Source organism: Flavobacterium sp. R1_16, from assembly GCF_057652095.1.
Genome location: NZ_JBYFCG010000011.1, coordinates 33294 through 47157, shown reverse-complemented (window position 1 = coordinate 47157; position 13864 = coordinate 33294). Strand labels below are relative to the sequence as shown.

The window sequence follows — 13864 nt, the reverse complement described above, 5'->3', positions numbered from 1 at the left end:
AGTTAAGCCCGCCAGCGCAGATGGTACTGCAGTTATGTGGGAGAGTATGTCGTCGCCTTTCTTTAGTCAGGTTGTCCGAAAGGGCAACCTGATTTTTTTTTATAGGTGTGATGCTGTCGGGCAAAGCCCTCAAGTCGTCGCCTTTCTTTTTGAAAGCCCTATCCAATTCGGATAGGGTTTTTTGTTTTGTAGGTAAGCCCTATTCAACCTTTGAAATGGACTCGTTTAAGCTGACAGCAGATGGGTTTCTGTAGAATTTTAATCGTATTGATGGGAAGCTTTTTATATTGTTATGTTTAGGATAAATACCTATATACTATTTTCCAAAATCAATTTTTTCTAATATATCAGAATATTGTTTAGTCTGTTCGTTGAATCTCCTCAAATAAAATGAATCACAGTTAAATTGTAAATTAATTTGAGTATTTCTGAATAGTTCATATGCTTTTTTCATTTTGTTTGTATCAAGTCCTCGTGCGATACTTAAATGGGCATGAGCATTTTTGATTTTAAAACCTAGATATGAATGTAATTCTATGATGAGATTATTGAGGTATTTTTGTGAATTTTGATCAGGACTAATGAAGAAAGTTTTTTCTCCAAAAGAATCCCAAGCATTTAAAGTTACCTTTTGGGGAACTACAGTTTTACAAAATTCCCTAATATTGTCAAGATGGAGTTGAAGTGAGAGTTCATTTTCAAAGTTGATTATTGTAATATGAGCTGCGGCATTGGCACTTCCAAACCATCCGATGTGATTTTTAAGTGATTGTTTATAGGATTTAATTAGAGTTGATTGTTCAGAATTAGGAAAAATAACAAGTGAGAAAAGTGGAATATGTTCCATAAACAAAATTTAGGTTATTTGAGATATTGTTTTTAAAGGATATTGGCAATCGTTTCGAATTGGGCATATTTCACATTTTGGATTGGTTGGTCGACAGATTTCTCGTCCTAAAAATGAAATTGCCATTCCTATTTCATTCCAAATTTCTTTAGGTAAAATTCGCATCAATTGTTTTTCGATTTTGTTTCCATCTTTTGATTCTTGAACAAGTCCGATTCTTGGGGCTACTCTTATCACATGTAAGTCACAGATAATTCCTTCTGCTGGCGCTTTTGCCTCTCGTAAAATAACATTGGCAGACTTTCTTCCGATTCCTTTTAAAGCAGTCAAACTTTCCATTGTTAATGGAATATTTTCGTCTCTTTTGATGCTTTGTGCAATTTCTAGTAGCCAATTGGCTTTGGTTCCAAAATTCTTTACTTTGGCGATATATGGTGATAAAGTGTCACTATCTGAAACTGCCAAACTTTCAAGATTGGGGAATTTTTCAAATAAGGCTGGAGCAATGCGGTTGATATTGGCATCCGAATCTTGAGCCGATAAAATAACCATGACCAACAATTGATACATGTTATTGTATGCTAAGGGGTGTTTTTTGCCTTTGTATTTTTGTAATATGGGTTCCAATTTGATTTTCCAATCATTTTCAGTATTAAATAAGTCCATTTTTTTAGGTTATTTTATTGTGAATGAATAAAATGGAGTATTCTGTCAATTACTTTTTTGTCACCTAATATTTTTCGATGACCTAAATTTTGTGTAAGTATCATTTCACTATTTACTAAATGTTTGTGAATGTGAATGGCACATTTTACTGGAACTTCATTGTCATTTTCATCATGAACAATCAAGGTAGGAATTTCGATATCTTTTGCGACTTTATAGGCCGAAAAATCATCAATAGATTGATTTGATTTGTTTTCTAAATGCTGTTGAAATAAATCACTTATTCTTGGCTTGAGTTTTAATTTTTTTATAAAATCATCAATTATATCTTTTACAATATCTCCACTACTAATTAGTACTAAACGGTTGGTTTGGAACCCTTTTTTCACAGCATTTAGTAAAGACATTCCTCCTAGTGAATGACCAATTGCTGCTTCAAATGGGCCAAATTGGTTTTCTAATTCTAAAATGGTTTCAATAAATTCAGGCATTAGTGTATTGTTTCCAGAAGATTTACCATGTGCTGGTGCATCAAAACTTATTGTCGAATAACCAGATTTTAAAAGAGCGTCAGCTATTTTAAATAATTGCGTTCCTCTTCCAGACCATCCGTGAATGAGTAGAATTTTTCTTGGACTTGTTCCATAATGATAAATCATTACTTTTTTTCTAATACTCGGAATATATGCTAACTCTTGTTTGCTTTTGGCATCCATTTCTAATTCTCTTTTAGGAATTCTATATTTAATGGGGGTGCTAAATAATTTGGCAACAAAAAGGACTGTCAATTTTGATGAAATTACAGATAAAACCTTAGCGATTATCAACAATAATTTAGGAATTTCTATATAATCATTATTTTTGGACTTATTTTTTGACATTTTAATAATTTTTTGCACAAGTTATGATATTATATATTTTTTACTAAATTTAGATATCATAAAAATAACTTAAAATGCAGAATCAAACTCGAATAATCATCGAAAATGTTTCGCCACAATTAGATAGTGGTGCTTATCCTATAAAAAGAATTATTGGTCAAAAGGTTGCAGTCAGCGCTGATGTTTTTTCTGATGGGCATGATGTTTTACAAAGTTGCGTAAAGTTTAAACATGAAAATGATAAGAATTGGCATGAAGTAAGAATGAATCCTTTGGAAAATGACGTATGGGCTGCAGAGTTTAAAGTTGAAAAGCAAGGTTTTTATTCGTATTATGTAGAAGGATGGGTTGATTATGCCTTGAATTGGCAACACGGAACCGAGCGAAAAATTCAGGACAATCAATATGTAAAGTCAGAACTTTTAGAAGGGGCTGAGTATGTTAGAGCGGTTCAAAAAATGGCTAATGACTCTGAAAAAGAGTATCTTAATAAGTTAGATTATTTATTTACAACAGAATCAGAATATGACAATGCCATTTCGGAAGCTACTTCAAAGGAATTGCATGAAATATTCAAGAAATATCCTATTCGATTTTTAGAGAATCAATCTCTTGAACTTAAGGTATATGTTGATAGGAAAAAGGCATTATTTAGTACTTGGTATGAGTTTTTCCCTCGTTCGGCTTCAGAGTTTGAACACAAGCATGGAACTTTTAAAGACTGTGAACGACTTTTGCCTCGAGTTCAAGCAATGGGTTTTGATACCTTATATTTTCCTCCAATTCATCCTATAGGTGAAATTAATAGAAAGGGAAAAAATAACGCAACTAATGCACAGCCTGGCGATGTAGGTTCTCCATGGGGAATTGGTTCTCAATATGGTGGTCATAAGTCAACACACCCAGAACTTGGTTCAATTGATGATTTTAAATCGTTGGTGAAGAAGGCAAAAGATTTAGGAATTGAAGTAGCAATGGATTATGCGCTTCAAGCAGCTCCTGACCATCCTTATGTAAAGGATTTTCCACAATGGTTCAAGTGGAGACCAGACGGAACGGTTCAGTATGCTGAAAACCCACCAAAAAAATATCAAGATATTCAACCTATTTATTTTGAAAGTGGTGATTGGAAAAATCTTTGGAAGGAGTTGCTAGATGTTGCTCTATTTTGGATTGAAGAATGTGATATTAAAATTTACAGAGTAGATAATCCTCATACTAAGCCATTTTATTTTTGGGGTTGGTTGATAGGCGAAATCAAGAAAAAGCATCCTGATGTTTTGTTTTTGGCTGAAGCATTTACACGTCCAAAGATTATGAATGAATTGGCAAAGCAAGGATTTTCTCAATCCTATACTTATTTTACATGGAGAAATTCTAAAAGTGAATTGACTGAGTATGTCACTGAACTAACTAGGTCGAGTCAGAAAGAATATTATAGACCTAACTTTTGGCCTAACACTCCAGATATCAATCCATTTGCTCTACAAAGTGGAAACGAATCGGTTCATTTGCAAAAATATTTTCTTGCAGCAACGTTGAGTTCTAACATAGGTATTTATGGACCTGTTTTTGAGTTTATGGTTTGTACCCCATTGGCACCAGGAAGAGAGGAGTATTTAAATTCTGAGAAATATGAGTATTTCAAATGGGATTGGGATAAAAAGAACAAAATAACAACTCTAATTACCAAAATTAATTTAATTAGAAAAGAGCAGGCTTCTTTGCAACAAACCAATAATATAGTTTTTTGTGATACCAATAATGACCAAGTCATGGCCTATTACAAATATGACGATGATAAACAAAATGAAACATTGATGGTAGTTAGTTTGAATCCTTATGACAGAATAAATGCCATGATACGTTTACCCTTAGAGCATTCTTTGCATCAACCAATTCATATAGTAGATTTGATTACGGGGAATAATTATAATTGGAATAGAGAGTGGAATTATATAGAGCTTAGTCCTGAATTACCATTTCATTTATTCAAAATTCAACGTTAAGTAAAGTCTATATTTAAGAATTAATCTGATTTTTTTAGCTTAAATTAGAGGAGATTTTGAACAGAAAGCAATTTATACATTTGGAACAATGATGGAAAATAAAATCAACGAGGACGAATTTCAAAATCCATTTGTTTTTAACATAGAATGGAAAGATGCATTTAATGATGAAGAATTTGTAAAAGTTTTTTCTTCAGATATATTAGAGAATTATATCATTAATAAAAGATGGTATGGAGGTAAAGCGAGTACTCTAAAATATATTGAGGTAGTCGATTCATTTAAAATAACTTCTAAAAAAAATACTTATATTGGAGTATTACTTGAAGTAAATTTTAAAGAAGCATTTTATCAGCATTATTTTATGCCACTTTCATTTATGTCTGAGGATGAATTAGATACACATACTATTATTGCTCCAATAAAAATGAAAGATCAAGAGGGTTTTCTTGTTGATGCGCTACATCAAGAGGATTTTCGAAAATTGTTGTTTGACAAAATACTCACTTCAGGAGACAAATCTGATACAAAAGTTAAATTCCATAAAGGAATTAAGCTGGAAGATAAAGAATATAAGAGTTCCAAATTTATGGGAGTAGAACAAAGTAATACTTCTATAATCTACAACAATACATTGGTTTTAAAAATATTCAGAAGAATTTATATCAGTACGAATCCAGATTATGAAATCAGCCGTTTCCTTACGGAAAGAATGAATTTTAAGAGCTCTCCTGCTTACACTGGAAGTATCAGCGTTTCATTGACAGAAGGCAATATTACCTTAGGATTAATGCAGGAATTAGTTCCTAATCAAGGAGATGCTTGGCATTTTATGTTAGAAGAAGTTGATCATATTTTTGGAAACTTAAAAGATAAAAAAATAAAGATTAATAAATTGCCTGATATTGAATTATTTAAAAGACTGAAATTAAATGAAGTTCCGCATGAAATAATAGATTGGGCTGGATTGAGTATTTTCGTTCGAATTCAAACTTTAGCAACTCGAACAGCTGAAATGCATATAGCTTTGGGAGGTGATATGCATCAAACTGCTTTTACACCTATGACATATAATGGAGATTATACTGTTTGGTTAAAAAATAGATTGACATATCAGTTTCAAAATCGATTAAATATTCTAGAAAATAACCTTCATAAATTAGACGGATTAGCATTAGAATTAGCGAATCAATTTTTAGATAACAAGAAGGAAATAAGAAAATTGTTTTTAGATTTCGACTGGACTAAAATGAAATCAGAACGTATTCGTATACATGGAGATTATCATTTAGGGCAAGTTTTAGTTAGCGGGGATGATTTTTTTATTTTAGATTTTGAGGGAGAACCTGAGAGTACTATTCGCGACAGGAAAGTAAAACAACCACCATTGAAAGACGTTGCAGGAATGTTCCGTTCATTTCATTATGCGGTTTATGCTACCATTTTCAATAATAAAGATAAATATCCCTTTGAGCAAAAAGAACTTTTTCAAGCAGGAGAAATTTTATTTAAATATTTTGTAGGCGTATTTATACAAACATACACAGAAATTGCACAGGCTGGGAATTTAAATATTGGCTACCGAAAAGAGATTGACTTTTTATTAAAATATTGCTTATTAGAAAAAGCAGTTTATGAGCTAGGTTATGAACTGAATTCGAGACCGCGATGGGCAGTAATTCCTTTAACAGGAATTGCTAGTATCATGTCGTTTAATAAATAGATTTGTTAGTGGTCCATCACAATTTGTCATCTTTATGACAAATTAACTTAATAATTAATTTAGAAAAAATAATGAGTAAAGAACAAAGCATTATGAATCAAGTACAAGCGTATTCACTTTTTACCGATTTTGATATTGATTTATTTAAAGCAGGTAAACATTTTAGGCTATATGAAAAATTAGGAGCACATCTTACAGAAGTGAACGGAGTTAAAGGTGTTTATTTTGCAGTTTGGGCTCCATCGGCTCGTTCAGTTTCAGTTGTTGGAGATTTCAATTATTGGATTCAAGGAGAGCATCAATTATTCGTGAGATGGGATTCTTCAGGAATTTGGGAAGGTTTTATTCCAGGATTAGAAAAAGGTTCTACCTATAAGTACAAAATTCAATCTCATAACAATGGTATTATAACTGAGAAAGCCGATCCATTTGCACTTTATTGTGAGCATCCACCTCATACAGCTTCTGTTATATGGGATTTGGATTATAAATGGAAAGACAAGTCTTGGATGGAAACCCGAAAGGATAAAAATGGATTGGACAAGCCTTATTCTGTCTATGAAGTACATCTAGGTTCTTGGAAACGCAATGCCGAGGGTAAGTTTTTGACCTATGTTGAAATGGCGGATGATTTAGTTAAATATGTAAAGGAAACTGGATTTACTCATGTTGAATTTATGCCTGTAATGGAGTATCCTTATGACCCATCTTGGGGGTATCAATTGGTAGGCTATTTTGCGCCAACCTCACGTTTTGGTAAGCCACAGGATTTTATGTTATTGGTAGATAAACTGCATCAGGCAGGTATTGGTGTTATATTGGATTGGGTTCCTTCTCATTTTCCAGATGATTCTCATGGATTAGGATTTTTTGATGGTTCGAATCTTTATGAGCATCCTGATAGAAGAAAAGGATATCATCCTGATTGGAAAAGTTTGGTTTTCAATTATGGACGTAATGAAGTACGTTCCTTTTTGATAAGTAATGCTATTTTTTGGTTGCAAAACTATCATGTGGATGGACTTCGTGTAGATGCTGTTGCATCGATGTTGTATTTGGATTATTCTAGAGAAGAGGGTGAATGGGAGCCAAATATTTTTGGAGGTAGAGAGAATTTAGATACCATAAGTTTCTTAAAGGATTTTAATGAAGCAGTATATTCTACTTTTGAGGGTGTACAAACCATTGCAGAGGAAAGTACTTCGTTTCCAATGGTTTCTAGACCTACTTTTGTTGGAGGTTTAGGTTTTGGAATGAAATGGATGATGGGTTGGATGCATGACACTTTAGAGTATTTTAAGAAAGAACCTATATATAGAAAGTACCACCAAAACGATCTTACGTTCTCGATGACCTATGCATTTTCTGAAAATTTCATGTTACCCTTATCTCATGATGAAGTGGTGTATGGGAAACAATCAATTGCAGGAAGAATGCCCGGAGATGAATGGCAAAAATTTGCTAACTTACGTTTGCTTTATGGTTACATGTTTACTCATCCTGGGACCAAGTTATTGTTCATGGGTGCAGAGTTTGGACAAAGTAGCGAATGGAATTTTCAAGGAAGTTTGGATTGGCATTTATTACAATATGATTTTCATCAAGGTATAAAAAATGTCATCACCGATTTAAATAATTTATATAAAAGTTATCCGGCATTATATGAGAAACAATTCAGCCCAGAAGGATTTGAATGGATTAGCTATTCAGATTATCAAAATGCCGTTATGTCCTACATCAGAAAGGGGAATAATCAAAAAGACGATCTAGTCGTAGTGTGCAATTTTACACCAGTTGTAAGAGAAAATTATCGAATAGGTTTGTCAAAAAAAGGAAAAATTACTCAAATTTTTAACAGTGACGAGACTACTTATGGAGGTAGTGGAGTGACCAACTCTAAGCCAATAAAAATCGAAGCAGACCCTTGGAATGGAAGGGATTTTTCAGCCGCATTGGTTTTACCACCTTTGAGTGTCGTTGTTTTTAAAATAGCATAAGTTGGTCAAAAATTAAATCTTGACCATAAACAGAAAAAAGTCTCTCACTAGAAATAAAATTGAATTTAGTGCGAGATTTTTTATATTTTCTTAAAATCATGATTATTCGAATTAAGAATTGAGATTTTAATAAGTATTCGATAACGTTTTCGTAAAAAACCATAAAATACACTACTAAAAACCAACAAATTTTGTAAGTTTGAAGCCTTTGTCACTTAAAAATAAGTACACCCTGAATTTAAAATAGCATTATGATTACAAATACGGAATTAGAATATAAAGGCGATTTATATCCATCAAAAATAATAGAATTCAAGAAAGAAGTTGATAGTGTTTACTTCTACACCGACAACAGTGTTATATTAAAAGTTACGGTACTCCGAGACAGTCTTTTACGGTTTAGATACACCACCAAAGGATATTTTAGCAAAGATTTTTCGTATGCTATTGACAGAAACCAATCACATGGATATAATTTCCTTGAAGTTACTGAGGAAAAAGTTTGTTATGTTATTCAAACTAACAAAGTTATTTGTAAAATTCAAAAAGAAGATTTACGGGTTTCAATAACTGATTTGGAAGGGAATTGTATTCTAGAGGATGAATTAGGATTTCATTGGGAGGAAAGTTACCATTTTGGTGGAAATATTGTAAAAATGAGTAAGGCTTCTAAAGATGGAGAAAGTTTTTACGGATTAGGTGACAAGGCTACTCAAATGAATTTAAAAGGGAAGAGAGTAGAGAATTTCGCTACTGATCAATACGCTTTTCATAAAGACCAAGAGCCTTTATACAAAGTTGTTCCATTTTATATCGGCTTACAAAACAAGCTGGCTTATGGGATTTTTTTCGACAACACCTTTAGAACCTCCTTTGATTTTTGCCACGAGAGAAGAAATGTAACCAGTTTTTGGGCAGAAGGAGGGGAGATGAATTATTATTTTATCTACGGTCCTCAAATGCAAGATGTTGTTACGACTTATACACATTTGACAGGAAAACCAGAGTTGCCTCCTCTTTGGGCTTTGGGGTATCATCAATGTAAATGGAGTTATTTTCCTGAAAGTAAAGTTAAAGAAATTACAAGTAAGTTCAGAGAATTAAAAATCCCTTGTGATGCAATATATCTGGATATAGATTACATGGATGGTTTTAGATGCTTCACCTGGAATAAAGATTATTTTCCTGATCCAAAAAGAATGGTTAAAGAGTTAGCTGAAGATGGTTTTAAAACAATAGTAATTATAGATCCAGGAATAAAAATAGATAAAGATTATTGGGTTTACCAAGAAGCTCTTGAGAAAGATTATTTCTGCAAAAGAGCAGACGGTCCCTACATGAAAGGTAAGGTATGGCCTGGAGAGTGTAATTTTCCAGATTATACAAATCCAGAAGTTAGAGAGTGGTGGGCAGGATTATTTAAAGAATTAATTTCTGATTTTGGGGTAAAAGGTGTTTGGAATGATATGAATGAGCCTGCGGTGATGGAGGTTCCTGGAAAAACATTCCCAATGGATGTGCGTCATGATTATGATGGAAATCCATGTAGCCATAGAAAGGCTCATAATATTTATGGTACCCAAATGGCTCGTGCTACGTATCACGGAATCAAACGATTTGCACACCCAAAAAGACCTTTTGTTATAACTCGTTCTGCCTATTCAGGTGCTCAACGCTATACTTCATCATGGACTGGTGATAATGTGGCGAGTTGGGAGCATCTTTGGATAGCTAATATCCAAGTGCAACGTATGTCAATTTCAGGAATGGGATTCACAGGTTCGGATATTGGAGGATTTGCTGAACAACCTACAGGAGAACTCTATGCACGCTGGATTCAACTTGGTGTTTTTCATCCATTTTGTAGAACGCATTCTTCTGGAGATCATGGCGATCAAGAACCCTGGTCTTTCGATGATGAAGTAATTGATATTACAAGAAAGTTTGTCGAAATGCGTTATCAATTACTTCCGTATTTGTACACCATGTTTTGGGAATATATCAATGATGGTGTTCCAATGTTGAAACCTTTGGTATATTTTGACCAAGAAGATCCACAAACTCATTATAGAACTGATGAGTTTATCTTTGGGAATCAAATATTAGTTTGTCCAATACTAGAGCCTAATGCACAGGGAAGAAGAATGTATTTACCTGTAGGGAATTGGTATAATTATTGGACAGATGAATTGGTTACAGGGAAAAAAGAGTTGTGGGTACAAACCGATTTCGATCAAATACCAATTTTTGTTAAAGAAGGAGCTATAATTCCAAAATATCCAGTTCAGCAGTATGTTGGAGAATTAGAATTTGAAGAAATCACATTAGATGTTTATTTCAAATTAGGTAAAGAAAAATCAATTTTTTACGAAGATGCACAAGACGGATATGATTATAATAAAGGTAGATATAGCCTTTCTACTTTTAATTTAAGAGGAAAAGAAACAGAATTAATTATCCAACAGCATAAAGAAGGAAAGTTTGTGCCAAATTATACTCGATATAAAATTATTTTTCACGGATTACCGTTTAAGGTGAAGAAAATATTATTCGATAAAGAGCAAGTAGCTTTAGGAAAAGCTTCGTTTAAAGACAATAGTTTAATTATAGATAGGGACTTTACCGAGATTCATATTACTGGCGTATAACAATTTAAAATTTAAATCAATTTAAAGTAAAGAACGATTAATTTTGTAAATTGAGTTATATTTTGATTTCTAAATAGTAAAAAAAATGAAAAAATATTTGTTTGTAATTGGATTTGTGGGTTTGGTGTTTTCTTGTTCAAAAAACCCATTTACTGGAAAAAGTAATTTGAATTTTGTTTCTAATAATGAACTATTTCCATCGTCATTTCAGCAATATGGGCAATTTATTAAGGAGAACAAAGTGATTTCAGGAACGGCTGATGCCAAGAGAGTTGAAACCGTTGGGATGAAAATAAAGACAGCAGCTGAAAAATATTTAAATGCTAATGGATATTCGGGATATTTAAAGGATTATCAATGGGAATATAAATTGGTTGACAGCAAAGATATAAATGCTTGGTGTATGCCAGGAGGAAAAATTGTAGTTTATACAGGTATTCTCCCGATAACCAAGGATGATGCAGGCTTAGCAACTGTTATGGGTCACGAAGTTTCACATGCCTTAGCAAATCATGGTGCACAGCGAATGAGTGCTGCTCAATTGCAACAAATAGGAGCGGTAGGAGTTGCGGTTGCAACTGGAAATAAAAGTCAAGAAACACAACAAATTTGGCAACAAGCTTATGGACTTGGTTCTCAATTTGGGGCAATGTTGCCTTTTAGCAGAAGTCATGAATCTGAGGCAGATATGATAGGTTTAACTTTGATGGCTATTGCGGGCTATAATCCCGAAACAGCAGTTGCTTTTTGGGAAAGAATGTCAGCTAAATCTGGAGGGGCTGCACCACCAGAATTCATGAGTACCCACCCTTCTGATGCAACAAGAATTGCAAATATCAAAAAGTTAATACCTCAAGCAAAAGCTGAGGCGGCAAAATTTGGAGTAGTTTTTAAGTAAATTACTTTTTAAAATATTAAAAACCATTTCGAAAGAAATGGTTTTTTTGTTTCTACAAGGCACCACTTTATAGTTTATTTTTAAATAATTGAATTTTTATAAATTTTATAAATAAATTAGCCAAAGTAAAAAGTAAATGATTTATGGCAAATTTAGCTAAAGGGAGTTCAAAATTATTAAATGCTTGGGCTTTTTATGATTGGGCAAATTCGGTTTATCCACTAGTAATTTCATCAGCAGTATTTCCCATTTTTTATGAGGCTTTATTTTCAGAAAGGAATCATTATATCCATGTCTTTGGAACTCATCTAAAGAATTCTGCCCTAATAAGTTTTATAACAGCATCAGCTTTTTTAGTTGTTGCTTTTATATCTCCTTTACTTTCTGGAATTTCAGATTATGTGGGCAACAAGAAATCATTCATGCAATTTTTTTGTTACCTAGGAGCTTTATCGTGTATGGGTTTATATTGGTTTAGTTTGAGTACTATTTATGTTGGATTGTTGTTTTATTTTTTAGGGTTAATAGGTTTTTGGGGTAGTTTGGTATTTTATAATTCGTATTTACCCGATATAGCTTTTCCTGAGCAACAAGATAAGGTAAGTGCTAAGGGCTATTCTTTAGGCTATATAGGAAGTGTAATTTTACTAATTATCAATCTAGCCATGATAATGCAACCAGAGCTATTTGGTATTACAGGAACAAAAGGAGAGGCGGCTATGAAAGCAATGCGCTATTCCTTTATAATGGTTGGAATCTGGTGGATTGTATTCAGTCAATATACCTATTATTACTTACCGAAAGGAAACGAAAGCACTGAGCGAAGAGTGACAAAGGCTTTGATTTTTAATGGTTTTAAAGAACTAAAAAAAGTATTGAAATTATTAGAACACAATAAACCATTAAAAAGATATTTGTTCAGTTTTTTTGTTTACAGCATGGCTGTTCAAACGGTTATGCTCATTGCCACTTATTTTGGTGCACAAGAAATAGCTTGGCAGTCTAAAAGTGAGAGTACAACAGGTTTGATAATCTGTATTTTAGTTATTCAATTGGTTGCGGTTATTGGAGCAGTTTTAACTTCAAGAGCATCAGCAAAATTTGGAAATATTCTAACTCTAATTGTAGTTAATTGTTTTTGGATTTTACTTTGCATAGCGGCCTATTTTATTACAAAACCGATCCATTTTTATGTTATGGCAGGTTTAGTAGGTCTAGTCATGGGTGGCATACAGTCATTATCTCGTTCTACTTATTCTAAGTTATTGCCCGAAACACTGGATACAGCTTCTTTTTTTAGTTTTTATGATGTTTCTGAAAAAATTGGAATAGTAATAGGAATGTGTGTCTATGGAATCATCGACCAAGTTACCGGAAGTCCAAGATTTGCAATCGTTTTTTTAGCAGTGTTTTTTATTGTTGGAGTACTTTTATTGTTTAGGGTTCCGAGAAAAATAGTGGTAAAGAAAGAAACTATCTAAACTTATTTTTTTATTTACCAATCATAAAAAAATAATATTTCTTTTTATTCAAGAACGAATCTACTATATTTGAAAAAAATCTTATAGTATAAATTCAAAATGAAAAAAATAAAAATTTTATCGATAATAGGAACTTTCATGCTTCTATTTTTGTTTTCTTGTGATAATGAGCCTGTTGATTCCACGGTAAATTTAAACCCTGTAACGCCTTCATTACCGATTTCATTCAAAGTTTCGTTTAGTGGTAAGACATACACAACTTCACTTGCTAGTGCTGTTTTTATAGATGGTAATATTATTATTAACGCATTTAGAGGCGATGAATTAGAATCTTTTTCAATGGATATAATGGGGAATACTGTAGGTGATTATCCAACAAATGAAAATGAAATAGCATACAGAGCTTCCGTTACAGCACCTTTGTTTGTTAGTGTTAATCCAGCAGATGAAGTTTCGGATACGGGCAAAATTACTATTACATCAATAAATACCGTTAATAAAAGAATTTCAGGCACTTTTAATTTTACGGGCTACAGCAATGACGGCTCAGTGACGTCAACAAAAGAGTTTACTAATGGAGTATTCACCAATATTCCTTATACAACTGATTAACAAAATAGGATAAAAAGGATATAATCCGCAAGTTTGCGGATTTTTTTATGGCATGCATTTTGTCTTTTTCATTTATGCAACGAATTAATTGGCTTTATATCG

The 13864-nt window shown here is 32.8% G+C and carries 10 protein-coding genes; 7 read left to right on the top strand and 3 right to left on the bottom strand.

Translation table 11 applies throughout. The annotated features are described in order from the left end of the window. Positions 1-316: 316 nt before the first annotated feature. From AC23L6_RS13040 to AC23L6_RS13030, 3 genes are read right to left on the bottom strand one after another with little or no spacing between them, the layout of a single operon-like run. The gene (locus AC23L6_RS13040; RefSeq protein ID WP_487562845.1) at positions 317-847 is read right to left on the bottom strand and encodes a 2'-5' RNA ligase family protein; all 531 of its coding nucleotides are present in this window, start codon (positions 845-847) and stop codon (positions 317-319) included. A 9-nt stretch (positions 848-856) separates the two neighbouring features. Continuing rightward, positions 857-1513, bottom strand: coding sequence for an endonuclease III domain-containing protein (locus AC23L6_RS13035; RefSeq protein WP_487562846.1), 657 nt, complete (start codon positions 1511-1513; stop codon positions 857-859). A 14-nt stretch (positions 1514-1527) separates the two neighbouring features. Continuing rightward, on the bottom strand, positions 1528-2394 hold the full coding sequence (locus AC23L6_RS13030; RefSeq protein ID WP_487562847.1) for an alpha/beta hydrolase: 867 nt from the start codon (positions 2392-2394) through the stop codon (positions 1528-1530). A gap of 74 nt (positions 2395-2468) precedes the next feature. On the opposite strand from AC23L6_RS13030, the gene AC23L6_RS13025 reads away from it, so the two are divergent. From AC23L6_RS13025 to AC23L6_RS12995, 7 genes are all read left to right on the top strand, one after another. Continuing rightward, positions 2469-4403 carry an alpha-1,4-glucan--maltose-1-phosphate maltosyltransferase gene (locus AC23L6_RS13025; RefSeq protein ID WP_487562848.1) on the top strand — a complete coding sequence of 645 codons (1935 nt, stop codon included), beginning with the start codon at positions 2469-2471 and terminating at the stop codon, positions 4401-4403. Positions 4404-4491: 88 nt separating this feature from the next. Continuing rightward, positions 4492-6126, top strand: a complete 1635-nt coding sequence (locus AC23L6_RS13020) for a maltokinase N-terminal cap-like domain-containing protein (protein WP_487562849.1) — start codon at positions 4492-4494, stop codon at positions 6124-6126. A 92-nt stretch (positions 6127-6218) separates the two neighbouring features. Continuing rightward, positions 6219-8123 (top strand): 1,4-alpha-glucan branching protein GlgB, encoded by a 1905-nt coding sequence (gene glgB, locus AC23L6_RS13015; protein ID WP_487562882.1) that lies wholly within the window; start codon positions 6219-6221, stop codon positions 8121-8123. 251 nt (positions 8124-8374) lie between these two features. Beyond that, positions 8375-10771, top strand: a complete 2397-nt coding sequence (locus AC23L6_RS13010; RefSeq protein ID WP_487562850.1) for a glycoside hydrolase family 31 protein — start codon at positions 8375-8377, stop codon at positions 10769-10771. Positions 10772-10856: 85 nt separating this feature from the next. Next, positions 10857-11669 (top strand): M48 family metallopeptidase, encoded by an 813-nt coding sequence (locus AC23L6_RS13005; protein WP_487562851.1) that lies wholly within the window; start codon positions 10857-10859, stop codon positions 11667-11669. Between the two features lie 143 nt (positions 11670-11812). Next, complete coding sequence (locus AC23L6_RS13000; RefSeq protein WP_487562852.1) at positions 11813-13150, top strand: MFS transporter; 1338 nt, start codon at positions 11813-11815, stop codon at positions 13148-13150. A 99-nt stretch (positions 13151-13249) separates the two neighbouring features. Next, positions 13250-13762 carry a DUF6252 domain-containing protein gene (locus AC23L6_RS12995; RefSeq protein WP_487562853.1) on the top strand — a complete coding sequence of 171 codons (513 nt, stop codon included), beginning with the start codon at positions 13250-13252 and terminating at the stop codon, positions 13760-13762. Positions 13763-13864 lie beyond the last annotated feature (102 nt).